Here is a 23764-nt window from a genome sequence, read left to right on the forward strand (position 1 = left end):
AGTTGCCATGTCTTTGTTTTCTCAACTGGTTCGCATCGATTGCGATTCAACCACCTGATTCATTAAACTCATCATTTTATGATTGGCCAAACAGAAAAGAGAGGCATTTTGCTGGTGGCATTTGGTACATCTGTTGCTGGTGCCAGTAACGCTTATGATTCCTTACAAAAACAAATTCAGAACCTGTTTCCGGATGTTGAAATCCGAAGAGCGTATACCTCAAACTTTGTACGCCGCAAATTAAAATCCGAAGGAATTTCGATTCTGTCGCCTGCGTCTGCATTGGCCGGAATGGCCGATGACGGTTTTACGCATGTGGCCGTATTGTCACTGCATGTGATTCCGGGTTATGAGTATCATGATTTGCTGATGATAGCCAATGCTTTTAGAAGAGTGCCGAAAGGCATTAATAGCATATCTGTGGGAGGTCCGTTGCTCAATTCACACGACGACTATGTGAATGTGACCAAAGCCATCAAAGATTTTTCATCCGGATTTCTTAATTCTGGTGATGTGCTGGTGCTCATGGGGCATGGAACCAGTCATTCGGCCAATATTTGCTATGCCGGACTTCAGGAGTATTTCAGAAGATTGGATGATTCAATTCTCGTTGGTACCATTGAGGCGTTCCCTTCTGTTCAAGATGTGATTATCCAATTAAAACAAAGAAAGGCTTCACGTGTTTGGCTGATGCCTTTTCTGACAATTGCAGGCGATCATGTAATCAACGACATGGCCGGAGATAAACCTAATAGCTGGAAAACACTTCTCGAATCCGAAGGGTTTGAGGTGATGGTAAACAGAACTGCTTTGGCTCAAATTGTTCCTGTGGTGGATGTCTGGCTTAGTAAAATTTCATTTTAAGCAGATGTCTGTTTGTTGATAGTTAGCTGCTTATGAGTTTGTGTGTTGAGAACAGAACAAAAGCAGCTGATGTTTGTTACAATTAGTTGGTTGCAGGAATTTCTATTGTCAAATTTCCTGCAACCAATGCTTTTTTACATAACAATCCACTGACGAATAGTTTTTTTCAGTTGAACTGACGACGATTGTGATGGAACATAATTGGCATATTAGGTTTGGGAAAGTCGTTATCTGATTATCTTTAAAATCGGATTAAGAGCTTTTTCATTAGAGTATGTGATTGTAAATCATTGTGATGAATTTAAAATAGATTTATGGGAAGATCCTTCGACAAGTTTCAGGAGAGAAATGAATTGCTTAACAGTCAGTACGATAAAACGTACTTCGACAAGCAGCACAAAAAGGGAAAGCTAACGGCTCGCGAGCGTATTCTTTTGCTTTTCGATAAAGATTCGTTTGAAGAGATGGATGCTTTTGTGCCTCCGGCAAACGTATCGTTTGGCAAATCGTCAAAATCGATGGGCGATGGTGTTATCGCCGGATTTGGGACGGTGAATGGGCGTCAGGTTTGTGCTTTTGCTCAGGATTTTAATGTTCTGGGAGGCTCGCTTGGGTCAGCTCATGCTGCTAAAATTGTTAAAATACAGGATATAGCACTAAAAACCGGAACGCCGGTAATAGGATTAATAGATTCCGGGGGTGCTCGCATACAGGAGGGAGTTGCCAGCTTGGCCGGGTATGCCAATATTTTCCGTCGCAATGTGCTCTCGTCGGGCGTGGTGCCACAGTTATCGGCCATAATGGGACCTGCGGCCGGGGGTGCAGTATATTCGCCGGCGCTTACCGATTTCATTTTTATGACAGCCTCGACCGGCTACATGTTTGTTACCGGCCCCGATGTGGTGAAACAGGTGTTAAACGAAGAAGTTACACCCGACGAACTGGGTGGTGCACGCGTGCACTCATCCAAATCGGGCGTGGCGCATTTTGTTTATAACGATGATGAGAACACCATTGCAGGCATTAAGATGTTGCTATCCTATTTGCCATCCAATAACATAGAAAACCCACCCTTTGTAAATACCGGCGACCCGGTGAACCGTGCCGATGAGTTGCTGCGCAGCATTGTACCCGACGACCCCGACAAGCCTTACGATGTGCGTGATGTGGTGAACCTTGTTTTTGATAAGGATACCTTTTTTGAAGTGGCCGAAAATTATGCCCCAAACCTTGTGGTTGGTTTTGCCCGGTTGGGTGGATATGTAGTTGGCCTAATTGCCAATCAGCCCAATGTGCTGGCCGGTGCTTTGGATATTGATGCTTCTGTTAAAGGAGCCCGATTCATTAATTTTTGCGATAGCTTTAACATCCCTATTATCACGCTCGAAGATGTGCCCGGATTTTTGCCCGGTACCGACCAGGAGCATGATGGAATTATTCGTCATGGAGCAAAATTACTTTATGCCTACACGCGTGCCACCGTTCCAAAAATTACAGTTATTCTTCGTAAATCGTACGGGGGAGCTTACATTGTAATGAACAGTAAAGGCATTGGCGGCGACTTTAACTTTGCATGGCCCACAGCCGAAATTGCGGTTATGGGCCCCGAAGGTGCCATTGCAGTAGTAAACCGCAAAGAACTGGCCGAATCGGAAAACCCGGCAGCATTAAAAAAGGAGCTGGTGAAAAAATATCGCGACGAAATTGCCAATCCCTACATAGCCGATGAAAAGGGCTTTATTGATGAGGTGATTGACCCCGCAGCCACACGTACAAAAATTTACAGAGCACTTAAAATATTGGAGAAAAAATCGGTGAGTTTGCCCGGTCGTAAACATGGGAATACGCCGTTGTAGAAATTTTTGTTTATAGTTTATAGTTCATAGTTCATGGTTTATAGTTAACCCTCAACCCAAAACTATCAACTCTAAACTCAAAAACTTATTAGTTAATATGATACAATCACTTTTAATAGCCAACCGCGGAGAAATAGCTATTCGTATTGCACGAACGGCACGCCGTATGGGGGTAGTTGTTTATGCTGTAAGAACCAAGAAGGAGCCGGATGCTTTATATCTGTCGGCTGCCGATGTGGTGGTTGATTTTCCGGATACAGAGTTGCCGGTTTCGGAGTTCTTAGATATAGGTGCATTGGTTAAATTGGCTGTTGACAATGAGATTGAAGCCATACATCCCGGTTATGGTTTTTTGTCTGAAAATGCCGGATTTGCTGCTGCCTGTAAAAAAGCAGGGGTTATTTTCATAGGGCCACCGGCCGATGTGATAGATGCCATGGGTGATAAAATTAAAGCCCGCGCCTATGCCATGGAGAGTGGCGTAAATGTGCCCGGTGGCAGTAAAACACCGCTCACAAGTGTGGATGAAGCCAAAACTTTGGCCGAAAAGATTGGCTACCCTGTTATCATTAAAGCCACTGCCGGAGGCGGTGGTCGGGGTATGCGAATTGTTTCTATCCCGGGTGATATGCAGTTGATGTTCTCTCAGGCCACCTCTGAGGCTCAGAACGCTTTTGGTAATGCTTCGGTGTATATCGAGAAATATATCGAGAATCCAAAGCATATTGAAGTTCAGATTGTTGCCGATAATCATGGCAACGTGATTCATTTGGGCGAGCGCGAATGTTCGGTACAACGTAAACATCAAAAATTGCTCGAAGAAGCCCCTTCGCCGGCGCTCGACAGCCGTTTGCGTAAGAAGATGACTTCGGCAGCAGTGGCATTGGCTAAGTCGATAAAATACAAAAGCCTCGGCACTGTTGAGTTTTTGCTCGATAAAAACGGCGATTTTTATTTTATGGAGATGAATACCCGTTTGCAGGTGGAACATCCGGTAACGGAAATGATTACCGGGCTCGATTTGGTGGAGTTGCAGATTTTAATTGCTTCAGGCGCCAAACTACCTGTTAAACAGCAAGAGGTAAAATTTCAGGGCTGGGCCATCGAATGCCGTATCAACGCCGAAGATGTGCAGGCTGGTTTTGTGCCTTCAATGGGAATTATTCGCGGCATACGATTGCCACAGGGAAATAATATCCGCATTGATACCGGTGTGCGTCCGGGTTCAGAAATCACACCGTTTTTCGATTCCATGGTGGCCAAACTTATTGTTCATGCCGACTCGCGGGCCGAGGTAATTGAGAAAACGCTGAAAGCTTTGCGTCAGTTTCATGTGAAAGGGGTTAAAACCACCATTCCTTTTTGCAAAGCTGTTTTGCACAACCCCTTGTTTCGCTCGGGATATTTCGACACTTCTTTTGTTGAAACAGCCATGGATTCGCCCGTACACCGCGAGCCTCAGGAAGAGTTCCTGGCAGCCTTGCTGTCGGTATATGCACAAACGCACAACACCACGCCCATTACTTCCGACGAGGTGCAAATTGACCCATGGGTACTTAAAAAACGAATTAGAAATTTTTAGTTTTAACGGATGAAGACAACAAACACCAAAAGGCTTATAGCCACAGGTAAAAACAAAGAACGATACAGCTTTACCGTTAAAAATCGGTACGAGTATAATTATAAAAAAGAGAAACTGGTAGTAGAACTCATTGATGAACCGGACGGTTTCACAATACTCTCATGCAACGGGGTGCGATATCCGGTTGAGATTGTATCGCGTAGGCAAAACCATTACGAAGTACTGGTAAATGGGGTTGGTTATTCTTTTGCAGTAGAAACACCATTTTCACTAAACAGAAACAAACTACTTGCATCGCTCAACCCCGGGGGAAGAGTCGAAACAATTACATCGCCAATGCCGGGTAAAGTGCTGGACATACTGGTTGAGGCGGGGCAACAAGTTCAGAAAGGCGAACCACTGCTAATACTTGAAGCCATGAAAATGCAAAACAGTATTCTTTCAACCGTTTCGGGACAGGTGGTTAAAATAACCGTGGCAAAAGACGAGAATGTGGCAAAAGGAGCAGTGCTTATTGAAATAAAATAAGAAGACCCGTTCTGTAATTATATTAAAACTATTTTAAAGTGAAAAGTAAAATTAGTTTTAATGAGGGTTAGCCTTTTCATTGTTAAAATGATTAATTAGATATTGCTTTGTTATGCAGCACCTATTTAAAACATTTGATTTAATTTTAGGATAAATTGTTGATTTAACCAAATGTAAGAATAGTTGATTAGCTTACATATACATTGAAAAAGGGCAATAGTATATTGCCCTTTTTCAATGTATTTAAATTTTAATTTATTCGGGAACATATATAATTTCTCCGTTTTCGAGTTCGTAGGCAACGCCCACGCGTTTGCCCATTGTTCCGGTGGCGTTTTGGTCTTCGCTTGGAGTGTATCGGTTTATGGTGTTTCCTTCGCGTGTGATGATTTCCATATTATCTTTGCCCGGGTTTTTCACCATAGTAAAATCGTTGGTTGAAAATATTTCGGTCATTTGATAGCGGGTAACCAATGCTACCATAAGAGCAACAGCAAAAACCATAGCCACATCAAAAAGATTTGCCACAACGCTTATGGGGTCGTTATCATCGGTTTGCCTAAGAAGGTGCTTTCTCATTTTTAAAATATTTATTGTTTCTGATGGTTTACCGACTGCGACAATAGTTGCACTAGATATTCCAGGTTTGTAAAATCCTGTAGATACCATCGTTGTTTAACTTGTAGTGTAATAAAACCTATGGCACCGGTAAGCAGTCCTATAACAGTAGTTGCAAAGGCTACTTGCATGTTATGTGCCATTGAAGCTATATCGCCAGTGGCAAGCCCCACCAATGCAGGTCCCATCGGAATTAGGGTTCCCATTAAACCTAGTATTGGACCCAATTTGGTTAATGTTTTTGACAGAGCTAAATCTTTATCAGCATCGATTTCGAAACAAGCCAAAAGACGTTGCAACTGCGGTTTGTTACCTCTGTTTTCGGATATTTTCCGTATATAATTTACAAGCAAAGAGTTATTATTATGGGGCAAAGAGTCGCCAATTGACGAGAGGTTGTTTACATTTATCTGCTCAATTGTTTTATGAATGGCTACATCGGTTTTAACCTTTTGAGTGTAATGACCAAAAAAGCTACCTATTAAAACCAATGACCTGCCAAAAAGCAGCAAAAGAGTTATTACCACAGGAACTAGAAGACCTGTTGAAATCCAGTAAAGAGTATTGGTGATTGTTTCCATTTTTATAATTGATAATGATTTATTTTTAACTAAGCTGCTTTGCGATGCGGGACATGCCTTTGCGAAAGCCGGAGCAGTTTGCCAACTTGCGCCACAGGATTAATGTTTAGTTTTTTAAGCAGATACCCCAGCCCACCAAGAAATATTGCAATTGTTAGTAAAGCAAGCAAACTAAACCATTGTGGATTTTGCGGATTGTGAAACAACGGTGTGTCTTGAGCAGGAGCAATAGCTGCCAGCATAAGCGTTACAAGTGCTACGATAAATATTAATTCTCTGCGCAATTCACTCTCTGGTATTATATACCTAATGGCGATCGGAGCCAGCAAGACAATTGCGAATGTTGCAATTGCTATAACATAGGTTATCTGTTCAAACTTAATGCCCGGGTAATAGTAAAAACTTTGTGCCTGCAGATACCAGATTACAAGTAAAAACATAATGCCCGGAAAAAGCTTTAAAACACTTGAATATTTTAAACTCTTAAAACCAGAAAAACACCAGGCAATAAGAATTATCATTTCTAAACAAACCAAAATGGCCATGTTGGTCATTGTATCAAAACCCTGAAGAATTGAAACAATTTCACTTTTGGGTATATCGATTAAAAATGGCTGCATCGCCAGGGGTGTTAAAGCCGCTAGCGATGCTATTACCATGTTTGCGACAAGATTGCTAAAACTTTGGCGAAGAATAGACACCAAGACCAGCAATATCATTACCAAATGGATAAGATGTTCCATGGTTATATTATTTTCTTCGTTTACGTAACCAAATAGCCAAAGCTAATAAAAGGATAATGGCAATTACCGCCACTGCCAATGCGCTAAGAGGGGATTTCTCTGCAGTTGCTGTTTGTGATAATTGCTCACGGTTCATGACGGTGCCATCGGTTTGCGCATTTTCGTTGCGAACATTGCTCATTTGTTGGTTGTATGCCGGAGCCTTATCTGCATCGAGATTTGTGGCAATGAACTGACGCAATTTAGCATTGTCGCAGACAAAACCACTACATGCAGGGTTGTGCTTCTCTATTAGTTCGGCATGTAATTGGGCAATAGACTCGAGCTGTAGCTGCGACGCTTGCCAATATCCTTTACGAGCTGTTTCAAGCATAATGGCGGTAATTTCTTGCAAAGCTGCCGGACTGGTGTTCTCAAAAAACTCTTTAATGTTTAGGTTGTACTCATCGTTAACATAAACCGAGTGAATTTTATCCCACATTTCATTGTCAATAGCTTTTGGTTTCATCACATTCCAGCCGTATATGTTATTAACAATTTGGGCAAAGTTGGCGGCCGAAGATGCACTACCTTTCATTTGTTCACTTATATATGCGGGGTTAAATATTGAAGTGCGGGCTTCAACCCCAATAGCTTCCTTCACTTCCTGCATACGCGGATTGTGGCGGTTACGATAATCGCTAAAATATGCGTCGGGATCCTTACCTGTTACATGGCGAATGGCAAGATTTAAACCTCCCATAAATTCATATACATGGTCAAGACTGATGGCGCCCCAAGTGTTGTTCTGACGCGGTTGCACCACCAGGTCGGCATTATGTAACACCGCCTCCAACAAACCTTCGCGAAACTCGCCCCATTCATGTTCATTGCCATAAATGGCGCTCATATTGTGCAAATAGGTTTCGGCCACTTGCGATTCATTTTCCCAACGGTCGCCACTCTCAACCATTCCCATTATGCCGGTGCCATAACTGCCATTAACACCTCCAAACACTCGGTAAAGAGACATCTCACGAGCTGCACGCGGAGTTGCACCTTTCTCAACAAGCAACCTTTCAGTTACAACAGTACCTTCGGCTACGTTATTCGTAAACTCATCGTGTGTTGCATTGGCAGCCATAGCTACGGCACGATTTAGTAAAGCCAGCCTCGAAGCTGCCAAATCACGGAACTGACCTGATGTTTGAACCACAACATCAATTCGCGGACGCCCAAGCTCTGAGGAAGGAATTAAGCGCAAATCACCAACACGACCAAAGGCATCCCAAACAGGAGAAACCCCCAACATATACAACGCCTGAGCAATTGTTGCGCCTTCTGTTTCAATAAATTCGCTACTCCAAAAAGTATAACTCACCTTGCGAGGTAACTCCCCATTGCGCTCTATGTATGTTTCTAACGTTTTTTGTGCCAGTAAAACACCTTTATCCCATGCACTTTCCGAAGGCGTTGCCTCGGCATTAACGCTGAACAGATTGCGCCCGGTAGGTAATGTGTTTGGATTAGCCACGGCATCACCACCAGGCGATGGAGCAATGTAGCCTCCATTTAGTGCGTTAACAAGGGCGTTTAATTCGCCTTGTGGGGATGTTAACAGATGATTTTGATAGTTTAAGATGTTATCAACAGTTGTTGTTATGTTATTAAGAGCCTCTATATATGATTTCTCAAAATCGGTTAAAGGTTCTTTAGTATCCTCGCTATTGCGCGAAACGCCAGCCGGATACCCCCCGGTACTTCCGGATAGTTGTGCACCTATACTGCCACCTTCAGAGCTTCGTGGACGGCCTGCCGGGCTTCCCTCTGGACGCACTCCCTGTCTATTAGCCGGATGGGCAGATTCTTTTTCTACTGTCGGGTGCATTTTTCTGTGCATTTGCATGAGCTCGTCCATTGGTATTGCTGTTAAATTAGCAATTGATTGATGATTGGCAGTAACCTTACCATCTAATACCTGCTCAACAAACTTTTTGGCAGGCTCCAAATAAGTACGTGTAAAAAAGTTGCGGTTTTGCAACTGTTCAGCGCTGACTTTACCTCTTAAACGGTCGAGTGTTGCCACATTATATGCCAGAGGGTCGGTGCTCATTGCTAATACCGACGACCTTATTCGCTCACGGTTGTATGGTTCGCCCAGAGTATAAAACTGCCCAATAACTTTTTCGTTTGCCAGTTCGTCGGCAAAATTTTCTATTCGTTCAATGTCTCTTTCTGTATAAGGAACTGTTAAAATACTATCGAGCCCCAAATCGCGGTGAATACCAAGTTTTACAACCATTTTTTTTACTTCCAGCGATGCCTCAACCTGACCTGCGCCTTCGCGATTATAGAAAATCTTTATTTTTTCGTTGAGCGAACGAAACTGTTCACGTAAATCACTCTCCATAAAAGGAGGCGTAATATGCGATATTAAAGTGGCATAACTTCTTCTCTTGGCAATAATACCTTCGCCCACGTTGCTTATTGTGTACAAATAAAAATGAGGCAAACTGCCTACAAGTCGGTCGGGCCAATCGAATGATGAAAGACTAACTTGCTTTTTCGGAGTAAACTCCAGGCTTCCGTGGGTACCAAAATGCATCATAGCATCGGCATTAAAGCCATGTTGAGCCCATAAGTATGCAGTTACATAACCATAAGGAGGGGCATTGTCGGTGCCATGTACCATCTGAAAATGGTCATCGCCACCACCTGCAGCAGGCTGAGGCAGTAATGCCACATTCCCAAACTGCAACCGTGATACAGCAATGTGGGGCTCGTTATTTTTTACAATTGTCATTTTTGTTCCCGGAGCTTCTCCATAACTGTCTTGCAGTTGTGCAACAAGTTCCGTAGGCAAAGAATTAGCCATCCACATGTTAAGTTCTGAGGCTGATACAAGCTGAGGATTTCCATTTTCAAAGAATTTATTAATTGCTCCCTGCGCATAATCACCAAAAGTAGCCCCCTGTTGCATAATCATTTTCTCAAACGTTTTAAGGTCTGATGGTAACCCTTCCAGATTATATCCTTCACTTTTTAGTTTCTTTAAAAAATTATATAATGAAGGAACAACTTCCATGCCCGAAGCCACCAATGACGATTGACCGGCTCCTTTAAAATAAACAATAGCCAGTCTTTTTTCACTATTGGGTTTCTTTTTAAGCTCTAAAAAATTATTTACAATCGAAACAAAACTTTGCAACCTGTCGGGAATGGTTTTAAACAGATGAAATCCGTCTTTATCAATATATTGAGCAATTAGAGTGTAAGGATATATAGCACCATCGAGTTCGGGCATAACCACGCTTTGCGATAAAAACCCTCCCATCATCCCCATTGGGTCGTTAAGCCATTCTTCCTCTGTTTTAAGAATTGAAGTAGGGGTAAAAAGTGGGATGTTTCGATTCTTAAGCCATTCTACTGCAGCATCGCCGCCACCCATTGCCAAACGTCCGTGAGGCATATAAATAACAGCATCCGGATTAACCTCTTTAATCATGTCGAGACGCTTGTTACGCGCAAGGATAGGATAAACATTTAACCCGCTGTTTTCGAGAGCGGTAATAAGACTATCTATATGCCCGCGATTGCCCGCGTATGGATCTCCAATGCTTCCTACTACTGCTATTTTTGAAGCCTCCGGTTTAAGACTGTTTATGCTTTTTAAATAGGATTCATACTCTGCCAGAGTTTCAAAACTTCGATTTTCGTCTAAATGATAATACACGTCGTGTGGAATAACCAACAAATCACCATGTGCAGGGGCAAAAAAACGCTTTTTATCAATTTGGCTACGAATATACCTTAGCATGTTCTGATAATTGCTTTTGTTACGATTGCCAAGATATTCACTTAGCACTTTAATATGCACACTATCAATATTTGTAATATTGTTGGACGGATTGGTGACCGATATACTGTAAAATGGGATGCCTCTATCGGCAAGTTTTTGTAATTGCTCGCGCTCCTCGGCATTTATATTTAATCCCATGGCAAAAACTAGTACAAAATCAGCACTCTTAAGCTTGCTAATTTCCTTTTCGCTATAGTTCTTAACCGAAATAAATTTATCATCGGTTGATTTGGCAATACTTGCAGCCTGAAAATTGGGAAAGTTTAACAGAGCTACATTGGTGGTTGAGGCTGATTTTTGATATAATATGAAAGAGATAATAGCAAAAGCGCACACCAATAAGCCTCCAACTATTTTTTTCTGATGTTTTTTCATTTCTTTAAGGATGTGTTTTAAGAAAAACGTTCAACTTCACGCTGTATTGGGTTGGTTTAGATACTGTAAATGTCTGACCAGATAAGTATTGGTCAGACATCATTACATAGAGAAAAAGATAACAAACTATGGGTTAAGGATAGTTTAAGTGTTATGATAGAAGCTACTCCTTTATATCAGGCTAGCATCTTTTAGTTGTCATCGGACTCTTTACTCTCCTTTTTTAATAAGTGCATACTCAATATTCGGATAGCCGCGTGTTCCGCCATCATCTGTAGTGAAGTTTAAGAACCTTAGTTTGTAATAATTTCCGAAGGCATCTTTAACTACATAGAATCTGTCAAGCGCAACACCAATATTGCCTCTTGTTACTCTCCAATTGGCTCCAATGGTGTGTCTGTCAGTGCTGAAAGCCAGTGTTTGCAAATGCGTTTCACTCATCTCATTCCACTTAATGTTTTCTACCAGTACTTCAGATACAGTTACTAAGCCATAATCATTTGTGCGAACAAGGTCAGAGTAATAATATGGGATTTGGGTTCCATTGCTGAGCGTGGTTAAAACACCACCAGTCCATACAATATCCCAGTTCTGCTTTTTGGGTTCTACCTCAACAATCCCTTTGTCAAAACTAAAGTATATAAAGTTGTGGTCATTGTTTTTAGGGATATTCAGGGTTTGATAGTTAGCATCATTTATGTTGGCATAATAGAGTGTGTAACCGTTCTCGTTACGGATAATTTTAATTTTTTTCCATGCTCTTGCAGCTATTCCACCACCGGTTCCACGATTAACAATGAAAACTTTGTTCTCGTTTACGTTAGATGAGATACTACCAATAACTGTTACATCGAGGTTTCCATTCACATCATCAATTAAGTTTAATGCGTTTGAGTTTGATGTGGCAATTGAAAGGTCAAGGTTCATTGTGTCCGATGCACCTACTTGCGAGAGGTCGAATTTGTCTAAACCTTTTGCTGTTGTGGCGGCTGTATTGTTTAGGATGACTTTGAAATCATCGCCACACCAGAATGCCAAGTCCCAGGAGTCTCTTCTGATTTGTGTTTGTTGGTTACTTCTGAAGTTTACAAAAACTGAGTTTACCGCACTAGCCCCACCTTCACCACCTTGCAGGGTCATTGTTCCACCGTTTGAAACGATGGATGAGAAAAGCACTTCGAGACTGCTGCGAACTCCTTTTACCAGATTTTCGCCTGCTTGGTCTATCGTAAGGACTATCCGTTCAGAGCCGTTTAGGAAAACATCGTCTTTTTTTCTGATTGTGATTTCCGCTTTGGTTTGTCCTGTAGAAACAGGGATATTGATTTTTCCATCAACGACTTCAGGAGTTGTAGTAAAAGACTCTCCATAAACTAAATCTTCTAATTCAACTCCTATAATGATAGTAGTTGAAGTTTCAACTGCTCTGGAGAAGTTTATTTCTATGGTTTTAGAACTTTCGGTGCTTTCAAAGCCCAACTGAGTTACACTAAATTCTGCCAAATTGTCTGGCAAGGCAGGTGTGTCTTTCTCGCATGAAGAAAAAAGTAAAACAGATATAACTGCCAGTAATAGAATTAATTTGTATTGCATTTTATATGTTTTATTGGTTAAACATGAGATTGTTTTTTGTTAAAAACTGTAATGTAGCCCTGCAAACCAGGACCGTCCGTAGCTAAGCGGCATGGGTCCGGAGGTGTTGTGCCCGCCACTTAGCAGTGTGGTATTTCGAACTGAGGTGACGTCGAAAAGATTTTTAATACCAAACTGCATATTTAAGTGACGAGTAATTGATTTCGTAGCTGTGATATCAGTATAGTGATATTCATCTATATAGGCTTTGTTAATAGTGTTTTGTCCATTGACTGTGGTTATTTCGTGAAATGGTCTGCGGCCTGTATATTTATAGTTTAGACCTAAGGTGCCTTTAATGCCTTCAAATCGATATAGCAGATTGGCATTTACCTCAGGTGACCAATCAAAATCAGGGGTGTTGCTGGTTTCTGAGTACCTGTTATACCGCCCTACCTGTGAAAAACCGGCTCCCGCTTGCAAGTTTGCTAATGAAATAGATGCCTCAAGTGTTCCGCCGGTCGTTTTGTGCGTATCAATATTTACATATGTTGTTATATCGGGCTCATTGGCATCACGTGCTGTAGAAATCATATCCTTAAACTGATTATAAAAGCCCGATAGAGTAACATTTATACGCATGTTCTGATTATGGACAGGACGAAATGTGAATGAGCCTGTGTAGCTGTTAGAATGCTCGGCTTTAAGGTCTGTGTTTCCTTTTATTGAGTGACTGGCATTAAAAAACCAGAAGTACAGCTCCCTTAATGCCGGAGCACGAAATCCTTTAGCATAACTTAGTCTTAAATCGCTACGATTGCCGAGCGATATTTTTGTGTTCACCGAAGGGATTACCGGAGGGGCGTCATACACCGAGTTACTGCTGAAGCGTGCCCCGGGTCTTATCTGAATTTGCTTTAAAGGACTCCATTCTGCAGCAACAAATAAAGACTGGTCGGTGATAGACGGAGTTCCCTGAATGCGGTCGCCATTGCCTTTGTCGTAACGGTATTCATAACCACCCTGAAAACTTATTTTTTCTGTAAAGCGATTAGTTGCTGTGATTCGCCCAAAGATGTTTTCGAAAGCTGACACGTCCTGATCTCCCTGAGCCATTGATAGTCTTCGGTCGCCTGTAATGGTATTGAGAGTTGTGGTTTGTGTTTTTCGTTCATAATCCTGATACGACCCCATAGCGTTAATAGTAAGGTTGCTATTTGCTTTGTAGGAGCCTTGGAGTTGATGGGTGAGTCGGGTTGTAAGGAAATCTTTATCGGTAGCTGAAAAGGTGTTGGGGTTGACGTCACCCAATCCGATAATTGTTTCATCGAGCCAGTTTAGGCGATACCAATACTCCGATTTCTTTCCCCTGTAACCGGTACCAACCTGTGCCATAAGCTGCTCGCGAGCTTTCCACTCTTTTGCACGACCAGTGTTTGCTCCCTGCCATCCTCCAAAATTATTGCGGGTGGCATTGGTTTCGGCAAACCATCCCGATTTGTGGTTATAAACAATACCTGCGTGTTGATTATGTGAGCCTTTACCGTCGCCAAAACTATATTCATTACCTACACTCTCTTCAATAATACGGGCATTTACAGATAATGGCCTGCCTGTTTTACTACCCTTTTTACTTATAAGATTTATGACTCCGGCCAGAGCGTCAGTACCATATTGAACCGACATGGGGCCTTCTACTATTTCTACACGCTCAATGGTGTTTAAATCTATCTGACTTAAACTTTGTCGGTTACTGCCACGGTCAATCAGCGGAACGCCATCGAGAAGCACTTTTACATTTTGCCCCGACATGCCCATCAATTGGATATCAGATTCACCTGTTGCAAGATCGTTACTAAACCTAATGCCTAACTCAGACTCCAGAAGACCTTTTAGCTGTGTGGCTCCCGACTGCATTATGCGCTCACTGTTAATGGTACGTACTCTGTAAACAGAGTTTTGCAACGATTGGGGTACGAATTGGCCAGTTACTACAACCTCGCCTAATTGGCGAGAATTCTCAATAATGGTTATAGTTCCCAAATTCACGAATTCTGAACCATCTAATGATATCTCTCGTTCAACCCTATGGCATATTATAGACTGTATAATAAGGGTGTAATCTCCAGTAGGAGCTGAAAAAGAAAACTCTCCAACAGCATTGCTTTGTGTTCCATAGCGGGTTCCTTGCAAAAAAACTTGAATAAACTCGGCAGGCTTACCATCTGAGGTTACTACTTTGCCTGTTAATGTTACATTGTTTGAAACGTATTCGGCAAACAATAAACTATGGGTTGTTATAGATAACAACAATAGAATCAACAAATATTTTTTCATCCCTTCACCAAATAAAAATTAGCAAAGGCAAAGTAACTTACTCTAAAATGCGCCTACAATCCCAAATTGTTGTGTTTTTTTTCATGCTAAAAGAGTTGGGTTCTAGGGCTTGGGTTTCTTTAAACGATTGTGAAATAACAAAACATGTAGTAGTTTTAATTAGGCTTTTTCTGTTATCCCTATTATTAGTGATACTATTTTTGGGGATATATTTTTAAAAGGAGTTTGTGGCGATTAAGTTTTTAATTATAAGTTACTGTTATTCCTCCACTGCAATAACTATGTTACAAATTGCGTTTTTTAGATTACCATAAACATATTCACTACTGTCCGATAAAATTTTGGATAAGATGCTATAATGCCGACTAATTGTGGTGTCCCTACAGTACGCTGAAAATTAGGGTCGATTCATATTTACCGATATTCTGTACTTGACAGCACAGTCCCGTTAGGGACTATAGATCGGTAAAACACTGAATTGAGGATTGATTTATTGTCCCGTTAGGGACAAAACTTCTTTTTCCCGGATAGTAGTGAAACATATTAATTACCAATAGTTTATTAAATGGTTTCATTTTTTAGATTTAATTGTTTTGATAATTGCCAGTATATGAATATTTAACATCTAATTAACTAAAAGCCTAACATTCTAAGCAAATAATAATTCACTAAAAACAATTATCATTATAAACAGTTATTATTGAGTAAAAGGAATAGCTTAAACTAATGAGTTCAAATCAGGATAATGCCTCACGCTGGCTTTTTAAGTGGATGGGTGAGGCCAAAAAACACTATATATTTGCATTGGTATTAACACTCGCAAGCGCCGGGTGTTTCGTTTTGTTTAGTTGGTACCTCTCGTTTTTTGCTGCCACCTGGCTTACTGCAGACCGATTATTGCCCAATTATTTGCTGCTTGCATTGCTCTTTATTGCAGGCAGGTATTTGTTTGGCCACTTCGCGTCTGTTATTAACTACAGTGCGGGCAGTATCATTGTCTCCAAAATAAAAAAGAAACTTTATCCGCGACTTTTGAATAACAATCAGCACGATTCAATATCGGGCACCTTAATGGTTACGCGGGTGAGCGACGATTTAAAACCTTTCTTTTCATTCTTTATACCTTATGCCACTGCTTCGGTTATGGTGGCCATAGTATTGTTGGTTGTTAGTTTTTGGTTCGAGGTGTGGGTAGGGGCTACGCTGCTTATCTCGTTTTTGGTGATTCCTTTTCAGATGATAATGATTGGTGTAGGGGCGGAGTCGTTACACAAAAAGCACATCAACCTTTTTATGAAATACTCGGCTGTTTTTTACAACCGACTTCACACCATTGCCGAAATTGTTAACCTCAACAACTTTAAGCCGCAATACGATTTTCTTTCTGATAAAAGCAATTCGCTTAATAACGCAACTACCAATGTTATGCGCGTTGCTATTCTTTCGTCGGCCGTGCTGGAACTATTTGTTTCCATTGCCATTGCTGCCGTGGCCATATATTTGGGAATGAGCTTGCTGGGCATAATGCCCGGAGCCAACTACGGTAAGGGTTACGATTTTCATATTGCCTTGTTTTTGCTGATGTTGGCGCCCTATTTTTTCTTCTACCTGCGAAAATTTGTGAGTGCCTATCATGATAGAAATAAGGCCTTGGCTTCGGCGAAACTGCTTATGCCACTGTTTAGCGAAAATAGTGAAGATGGTGTTGTTACTCACAATGCGGAGCTACGCACTGTTGAAATAAGCAATCTTAACTTTGCCTATCCCGATTCGATGGTAAAAGTGTTGAACAATATTTGTCTTACATTGCCTCAAAAGGGATTGGTTTTGGTTAAAGGCATCTCAGGTTCTGGGAAATCTACTTTATTAAAAATATTGTCTGGAAATCTCGCCATAAAGGATGGCTCTATTTCGGTAAACGAGAATACAAATAATTGGTCGATGCAGTGGTTGCGGGCCAATTCATCGTACATGAATCAGTTTCCTTTTATTTTTGATGGCACATTGCATTACAATGTTTTTCTCGATGAAAAATCAGATTTCAACCGACAATATCCTCGTTTTTTAGATAAGATACTTGCTAAAAAAGAGGAGCGTTGGCAAACTATGTTAACTCATAACGGAAAACAGCTTTCGGGTGGCGAAAAGCAGTTGGTTACGCTTGCGCGGATGATGTTGTATCCTAAACCAATAGCAATTCTCGACGAGCCAACGGCAAATCTCGACCCCGATACAGCGGATATTATTATTGAGCAAATATCTGATTTATCGAAGCATACGCTTTGCATTGTTGCCTCGCACGAAGAGAAGTTCGAGGCCAATGCCACAACAATTCTGAATTTAAACTGGGGAGAGCAGATATAATATGAACAGATTTATTTTTAAACACATACTTAAACCTATGGCAGGCCGATGGCTTGCCGGGTTTTCTCTGCTGTTATTCTGGACTGTAGCATTTATTGCCCTGCCGGCTATTTCGGGATGGTTTATTGCCATTTGCAGTGTGGTGTTTATTACTGCCAATACGTTGTTTTCGTATTTGGTTCCATCTGCCATTATTCGTTTGCTTACCTTAATGCGCACTGCAACAAGGTATTTCGAAAGATTAAATAACCATAGAACAACTCTCGATGCTCAACGTAAACTGCAATTAAACATTTTTAGTTCGGTGGCTCGTTTTCCCTATTTTAAAAAGCAGGTTAATAATAATTCATCAATTCTAGAGAACAGTACTTATGGTATCGATTTGGTTTTAAATCATATCCTACTCTGGATTTTGCCTTTTGCCGCACTCATTATTTCGTTAAGTTTTTACTTCTTTTTTCTCAAATATTTTTCGCCACAAATTGCCATTGAGTTTATAATCTCATCGGCAGTTCTTTTGTTTATAGTGCCTCAGTTTATTTTCATAAAAAACCGAAAGCTATATGCCGAACTTAAAACTCTTAAAGAAGAAAATAATCAGCTGTTAATTGAGAGCTTCAGAGGTCGAATCGAGATATCGAAATACAATCTTGAGCAAAAAGCAATTAGACAGCAGGAACAGCGAATGGCAAAACTGGAACAATTGGAAAGTAAGCTGCAAAATAATTCGTTTTCGTTGCAATTAATTGTGGGATTTGGTTTCAGCTGCATTGCTATTTTCACTCTATGGCAATCTGGCAATTACCAGCTAACCGCACCATTGGCAATTGGTATTTTCTTTGGCATTATGGCACAAGCCGAACTGTCGGAGATGTTATTCTCAGGAAAATCGGAAAGAAGTTCAGTAGCCAATCAGATTAATGATTTGGATTTAATTCTTAAACAGGGGCAAGAACCTATGGTTGAGGTAAATGTTGATTCTAATCTTGAAAGCTTGTGCTTAAAAAATATAAGTGCCAAAATCCCTGAAACATCTATTGTTACGTCCGAAATATCCTTAGAAATAAAGCGAGGCGACTGGATTGCTCTTTACGGCGAAACAGGCAAGGGAAAAACCACTTTGCTGAACTCTCTTTTTTATCCCGAATATCGTTTAAACGGGTCGTTATTATGGAATAGTGCTACTGAAATTTCACAACTGCCTGTCCCAGAAGCTGTTTATGTTACACAAAAGGCATATTTGCTAACAGGCACATTGCGTGAGAATTTTCAGGGCTATGCCGACAAAGATATTCTTGCAGCACTCGAAACGGTTGACCTTGTAAGCTGGTATTTGTTACTGCCAAAAGGGTTAGACAGTTGGCTGGGCGAAAATGGCGAAACCTTGAGCGGAGGCCAGCGCAAAAAACTCTTATTGGCACAAGCTATCCTAAAAAAACCACAACTTCTGGTTGTGGATGAGCCTACTGCCGGCATCAGCACCGAAAATGCAATCACCATCTTTAAAAACATAAAAAAACAATACCCACTCATCACAATTCTTATGGCTACTCACCTTAAAAGCTTTGAGAATGAAGTTGACAGGGTGGTGAGAATTTAGTTGAGTTACTTTTTTCACCATAGCAAAATGAATTTAGAATTTGTACTCCCTTACTTCAAAACATCTACCAACTCAGCATCAGTGATTATGTATATTAAGTGGTTGTAGTTGCTTTCGTTGAGTTTAAGTTTCCCCCTGATGTTGATGTAGTTGTCTGTTTTGAGGCGTTGAAACCGCCTGACATGATCCGGCTTTGGGATAATCTCTACTATGGATTCGATACCGGCGCCACCGCAGAAAAAACACATGTTCATAGGATAATAGGATAGCACAAATGCAGAGCCGGTAACATCCACAGGCAGGAAGAAACCTTTAATTGAAACCGGTTCCCCATCAAGGGTTTTTAAGTCCTTTCCAAAGCGGGGACGCGGAAAATAGGTGTTGTAGTTAATCGCGTAGCCATATCTTACTTTTACATCGTACATCAAAAAATCCCAAAGATTCTCTTTACGGTAGGCCATGTTCTGACCATGGACGAATGTGGGAGAGCTGCCCAAAATGATTGTTAGCAATAGAATGATGACAGGTTTTGTACGTGTTTGATAAATCATGCCCGTTTCATAATTTTTGCAATAGGTAATGAATATCTGTTCTGTATGCCTTAATGGCCGGGAGGAGTGCTGCGGCTATGCCAACTAAAATTGCATAAATCAACATCAACATCTCTTCCGGCAAAATGGTTTGCATTGCACTCAATGCAAGCCAGTCGGAATTGGCAGCAAGAACTGTGCCTGTAATGCGGGTTATTATCAAGCTGACTATCCATCCGCAGGTTGCAAGCATGGTACCTTCAGTTAACAAAAGCATAAATGCCTTTGCTCTGGATGTTCCCAGGCTTCTTAGAAGAGCCAGTTCGTGAACTTCCCGGCTTAAACTACTCCAAAGTAGTATCATTATATTGATACCGGAAAAGAGGGTGATGATCCAGGCTAATCCTCTTATTACATCCATACCGAAACCCAATAGCCCCATTAAGCGGTTAAGTTCCATTGCCGGCGATGCTGCCTGCATGGACGTGTTATCGTTTATCATACGAGGCAACATCACAGCTGCCATTGGAGTGTTATAAAAAACAAGCAAAGAGGTTATTTCTTGTTCTGAATTGGTTGCAATGCTGAGTTCTCCCATATGTTGGTTGTAGAGGTTGAGCTCACGTGCTGAGAGGTCCTCTTGTTTTTCAACCTTTTCCAGAATAATCGCCATTTCACCTTTTTCTCCATTATGCCCATGTTCATGATGATGTTCGCAGTGAGGGTCTTCGCATTCATCATGGTTGTGTTCGTGCACTTCCCATACGCTTTCCAAGGGGGTCAGAATCAGTCGGTCGATGATGGTGCCGGTGGGTTTTAGCACGCCGGATACTGTGTATGGGTGATCGTCGTGACTATGCCCGTGTTCCATAAAACCGTGCACCCCGGTAAAAACATCGCTGGTTTTTTGTCCCGTTCGTTGGGCTGCAACAGCTCCCATAACCACCTCCATTGAGTGTTTATACCAATCTCCGGTTTGCAATTCGGCATCATATAGTGCGGCATAATCCAATGTAGTACCTACAATTCTGTATCCAAGATAATTGTCACCCAGAGCAATAGGAATCGTTGCTTTCACCATGGGATTGCGCGATATTCTTTCCGCTTCGTGCAAAGGAATGTTTCCGGTTGGATTGTCGGCATGCAATACCGACGAAAGAATCAATTGCAAAGGACTTCCTTTGGCTCCCACAACTAAATCAATTCCGGCCAGATTGTTGTGAAACTGAAATTGCGTTTGCCGTTCGAAATGCAACAGCGCCGAAACAACCGACAAGCCCAAAGCAAAAAGGGCGATGCTTAATAATGATTGAAGCGGTTTTCCGGATAGTTGTGCAAAGGCTAACTTTATGATGTTCATTTGCTTTCGTTTATTTCTATGACGCAGTTGAATTGTTGTTCCAGTCGAGAATCGTGGGTGGCGATTAAGAGTGTGATATTGTATTTTTCACATACTCCTTTCAGCATTTGTGTAAATTTGAGACAGTTTGCATTATCCAGACTCGAGGTTGGTTCATCAGCAAGAATTACTTTTGGCTTATTAACCAACGCCCGGGCAATAGAGAACCGTTGCTGTTCTCCCTGGCTCAAATGATGTGGTTTTTTGTTGGAAAGATTGCCAATGTCAAGCTCCTCAAAAATCTCTATAAGAATCTCTTTGTCAGCTCCGCTATGAGCAACGCCTTGCGCCAGTAGCATGTTTTGATACATACTGACTGATTGAATAAACAAGTTACGTTGGAAAATGAGTCCGATGTTTTTGGCACGGAATAGATCTTTTTGTTGACCCGATAGTTTGTTAACAGGGACATTGTCGATAAGTATGGTTCCTGATTCGGGTGTTAAAATGCCGGATAAAAGATGCAAAAGGGTTGTTTTTCCTGAGCCTGACATCCCTTTTATCAACCCTTGCTCACCGGTTAAAAGCGAAATATCCCGGAAGCCGAGCATGCCGGCATCCGGGTACTTAAATTGAAGCGCGTTGGTATGTATCATTTAAGTTGTTTTAATCAGGAGATAAGAATTAAATTGGCCAGGAATCAAGAAACTCATATGTACCCTGTTGCATGCCCCTTATTTCATCCTCCGAACACAGACATGCCTCAAGCTCTTTGCGAATTTCAGTTTCATCCATGTTTTGACCAATGAAAACCAATTCGTTTAACCTATCGCCAAATTCTTTATCCCATTTTTGCATAATAAGTTCCTCATTTTGCTGAAACACGGGATTTTGGTTTCTCTCTTTTGTGCCGAGTGATGCCCACCAAACGCCGGCTTTATCGGCTCTTAGTGAACCGCCGGCCTGACTCCAGTTAAGTGCATCAGCCGCACGAGATGCTATCCAGAATAATCCCTTGCTTCTTAGAATGGACGAGTCCCAATCCCGGTTTACATATTTCCAAAATCTGGATGGATGAAATGGCCTCCTGTCACGAAATACAAACGACGATATTCCGTACTCTTCAGTCTCCGGCGTATGTTCTCCCTCCAGTTCCTTTATCCATCCGGCGGCCAATGAAGCCTTGTTAAAATCGAACAACCCGGTATTTACAATTTGGTTAATGTCCACCTGAGCTTCAACAGAAGTTATGATGCGGGCTTCCGGATTGAGTTTCCTGATGATGGCCTTTAATTGTTCGGTTTTTGATGGCGATACCAAATCAGTTTTATTTATGATAATCACATTGGCAAACTCAATTTGGTCGGTCAGCAGGTTTACAATTGAGCGGTCGTCGTATGGAACATCATCTTCAGTCTGGAGGTCTCCGATGGAGACTAGGCTTTCAAAATCTTTCTCGAAGTTGGCAGCATCTACCACAGTAACCATGGTATCAAGTTTAGCCCATCGTGACAGGTCAATTCCAAGTTCATCAAACGCGTAGGTAAATGTTTGTGCCACAGGAATTGGTTCAGAAATCCCTGAGCTTTCTATAAAGAGATAGTCAAATCGGTTTTGTCGTGCCAGATTTTCAACCTCTTTGACCAGATCTTCTCTCAAGGTGCAGCATATACAACCGTTGCTCATTTCCACCAGTTTCTCTTCGGTTCTCGACAAGCCTCCATTGTTATCAATAAACGCTGCATCCACGTTTATTTCGCTCATGTCGTTTACAATTACAGCAGCTTTAAGTCCGTTCCTGTTATGTAGGATATGATTTAACAAAGTGGTTTTACCTGCACCCAAAAATCCACTCAACACTGTAACCGGTAGTTTGTTACTATCCATAGCTAAATATTATTTAGTGTTATTAAGAAAACAACAAATTTTTCAGTCTTTTTTAAGAAAGCGTCAAAGATAAGGCTTTCGAAGGTTTTGAAACCAAGGAGTTTACTTTTCGTAAATGACTGTTTCAAAAACGAGAATAACGTAGTGTTTGGCGTTTTCTTATAAAGACTATTTAAACTGTTAATGCTTGTAATGCCTCTTCTAAAGCCACTTCGTCTATTCCTGTGCCAATAAATACCATACGGCTTTTCCTTGCTTCTAGATCATTCCAGACCGACCCGTTTAAAACCTGGAAATTTCCCGAAACGGATTGCAGAATTATCTTATGTTTCATATCATGAATGCTTAGCAGTCCCTTTATTCTCAGGATTTTATCGAAATGAGTGATTAGAAAATCTTCCAGCCAGTATGAGAATCTTTCTACATTGAGATTTCCTTCAATGGTGAACCCGAACGTACTAATGCCATGGCGTTTTTTTGTGTTGGATGCAACTGGTTTGAATGAGGAAAAGTCAATTATTGACGTTTCAATTTTTCCGGGTTGGTAAGACCAGCTGTCCAGTATGTTTATATCAGGCGTTTCTCCAAATTTGGTTTCGAACAAATACGCAAAGGGATTAAGCGTTTTTACCTGATTAGTTATTTTTTTAATATCCGCTTCTGTTGCCAAATCGGTTTTATTAATAAGGATGATATCGCTTTGAGCCAACTGTCGGCGTATCTCTTCATATTTTATAAATTGCGACAGGAACAATCCGGCATCCACAAGTGCAACCACTGCATCCAACCTGAAATATTGCTGCGCCCGGTTCCCCATAAACAATTGAATGACCTCCGATGGGTCAGCCATGCCTGTGGCTTCAATAATCAGGTAATCATATTTTGCTCCGGCCAGAATCAGACTGTTCAAAAGCGTTCCAAGCTCTGCGTTGAGAGAACAGCAAATGCATCCATCTGTTAACTCAATAACATTGTTGTCGTTTTTTTCCAACAGCATTCCGTCAATGTTAATATTGCCGGCTTCATTTTCAATAATCAGAAATTTACTTTTGGGATGTTTTTTAAGAAGGCCATTTAGAAATGTCGTTTTCCCGGCTCCTAAAAATCCTGTAACGATGGTCACAGGAATTGGTGTTGCGTTCTCATTCAT

At 41.3% G+C, this 23764-nt stretch carries 17 protein-coding genes; 6 read left to right on the forward strand and 11 right to left on the reverse strand.

Annotation, left to right across the window (positions count from 1 at the left end; genetic code table 11):
* Nucleotides 1-78 precede the first annotated feature (78 nt).
* The 4 genes from ALKIM_RS18465 (at nt 79) to ALKIM_RS0112600 (ending at nt 4830) form a co-directional block, all read left to right on the forward strand.
* A complete protein-coding gene (locus ALKIM_RS18465; RefSeq protein WP_052345544.1) occupies nt 79-864 on the forward strand; it encodes a sirohydrochlorin cobaltochelatase in 786 nt (261 codons plus the stop codon).
* 314 nt (nt 865-1178) lie between these two features.
* Entirely contained in the window at nt 1179-2720 is a 1542-nt protein-coding gene (locus ALKIM_RS0112590; protein WP_026474964.1) for an acyl-CoA carboxylase subunit beta, read from the forward strand.
* A 97-nt stretch (nt 2721-2817) separates the two neighbouring features.
* Nucleotides 2818-4302 carry an acetyl-CoA carboxylase biotin carboxylase subunit gene (locus ALKIM_RS0112595; protein ID WP_026474965.1) on the forward strand — a complete coding sequence of 495 codons (1485 nt, stop codon included), beginning with the start codon at nt 2818-2820 and terminating at the stop codon, nt 4300-4302.
* Nucleotides 4303-4311: 9 nt separating this feature from the next.
* Nucleotides 4312-4830 (forward strand): biotin/lipoyl-containing protein, encoded by a 519-nt coding sequence (locus ALKIM_RS0112600; protein ID WP_026474966.1) that lies wholly within the window; start codon nt 4312-4314, stop codon nt 4828-4830.
* Between the two features lie 255 nt (nt 4831-5085).
* Here ALKIM_RS0112600 and ALKIM_RS0112605 read toward each other — a convergent pair whose 3' ends face one another.
* From ALKIM_RS0112605 to ALKIM_RS0112630, 6 genes are all read right to left on the reverse strand, one after another.
* Nucleotides 5086-5409: a DUF2149 domain-containing protein gene (locus tag ALKIM_RS0112605; protein ID WP_026474967.1), complete on the reverse strand. Its 324-nt coding sequence runs from the start codon at nt 5407-5409 to the stop codon at nt 5086-5088.
* 11 nt (nt 5410-5420) lie between these two features.
* Nucleotides 5421-6029 carry a MotA/TolQ/ExbB proton channel family protein gene (locus ALKIM_RS0112610; RefSeq protein WP_026474968.1) on the reverse strand — a complete coding sequence of 203 codons (609 nt, stop codon included), beginning with the start codon at nt 6027-6029 and terminating at the stop codon, nt 5421-5423.
* A 29-nt stretch (nt 6030-6058) separates the two neighbouring features.
* Entirely contained in the window at nt 6059-6772 is a 714-nt protein-coding gene (locus ALKIM_RS0112615) for a hypothetical protein (RefSeq protein WP_026474969.1), read from the reverse strand.
* Between the two features lie 7 nt (nt 6773-6779).
* Nucleotides 6780-10985, reverse strand: a complete 4206-nt coding sequence (locus ALKIM_RS0112620) for a cobaltochelatase subunit CobN (protein ID WP_026474970.1) — start codon at nt 10983-10985, stop codon at nt 6780-6782.
* Between the two features lie 210 nt (nt 10986-11195).
* On the reverse strand, nt 11196-12578 hold the full coding sequence (locus ALKIM_RS0112625) for an HmuY family protein (RefSeq protein ID WP_026474971.1): 1383 nt from the start codon (nt 12576-12578) through the stop codon (nt 11196-11198).
* Nucleotides 12579-12617: 39 nt separating this feature from the next.
* Nucleotides 12618-14894: a TonB-dependent receptor gene (locus tag ALKIM_RS0112630; protein WP_026474972.1), complete on the reverse strand. Its 2277-nt coding sequence runs from the start codon at nt 14892-14894 to the stop codon at nt 12618-12620.
* Between the two features lie 726 nt (nt 14895-15620).
* On the opposite strand from ALKIM_RS0112630, the gene ALKIM_RS0112635 reads away from it, so the two are divergent.
* Together ALKIM_RS0112635 and ALKIM_RS0112640 are read left to right on the forward strand one after the other, a co-directional pair.
* Complete coding sequence (locus ALKIM_RS0112635) at nt 15621-17258, forward strand: ATP-binding cassette domain-containing protein (protein ID WP_026474973.1); 1638 nt, start codon at nt 15621-15623, stop codon at nt 17256-17258.
* Between the two features lies 1 nt (nt 17259).
* Nucleotides 17260-18858 carry an ATP-binding cassette domain-containing protein gene (locus ALKIM_RS0112640; protein WP_026474974.1) on the forward strand — a complete coding sequence of 533 codons (1599 nt, stop codon included), beginning with the start codon at nt 17260-17262 and terminating at the stop codon, nt 18856-18858.
* Nucleotides 18859-18908: 50 nt separating this feature from the next.
* Here ALKIM_RS0112640 and ALKIM_RS18470 read toward each other — a convergent pair whose 3' ends face one another.
* The 5 genes from ALKIM_RS18470 to ALKIM_RS0112665 all read right to left on the reverse strand — a co-directional run bounded on the left by ALKIM_RS18470 (nt 18909) and on the right by ALKIM_RS0112665 (nt 23764).
* Nucleotides 18909-19409, reverse strand: coding sequence for a hypothetical protein (locus ALKIM_RS18470; RefSeq protein ID WP_052345545.1), 501 nt, complete (start codon nt 19407-19409; stop codon nt 18909-18911).
* Between the two features lie 7 nt (nt 19410-19416).
* Nucleotides 19417-20748 carry an ABC transporter permease gene (locus tag ALKIM_RS0112650; protein WP_026474975.1) on the reverse strand — a complete coding sequence of 444 codons (1332 nt, stop codon included), beginning with the start codon at nt 20746-20748 and terminating at the stop codon, nt 19417-19419.
* Nucleotides 20745-21383, reverse strand: coding sequence for an ATP-binding cassette domain-containing protein (locus ALKIM_RS0112655; protein ID WP_026474976.1), 639 nt, complete (start codon nt 21381-21383; stop codon nt 20745-20747). Before ALKIM_RS0112655 ends, ALKIM_RS0112650 begins: the two co-directional genes overlap by 4 nt.
* 28 nt (nt 21384-21411) lie before the next feature.
* Nucleotides 21412-22614: a GTP-binding protein gene (locus ALKIM_RS0112660; RefSeq protein ID WP_026474977.1), complete on the reverse strand. Its 1203-nt coding sequence runs from the start codon at nt 22612-22614 to the stop codon at nt 21412-21414.
* Between the two features lie 172 nt (nt 22615-22786).
* Nucleotides 22787-23764, reverse strand: coding sequence for a CobW family GTP-binding protein (locus tag ALKIM_RS0112665; RefSeq protein WP_026474978.1), 978 nt, complete (start codon nt 23762-23764; stop codon nt 22787-22789).

The organism is Alkaliflexus imshenetskii DSM 15055, from assembly GCF_000517065.1.
Classification (GTDB): Bacteria; Bacteroidota; Bacteroidia; order Bacteroidales; family Marinilabiliaceae; genus Alkaliflexus; species Alkaliflexus imshenetskii.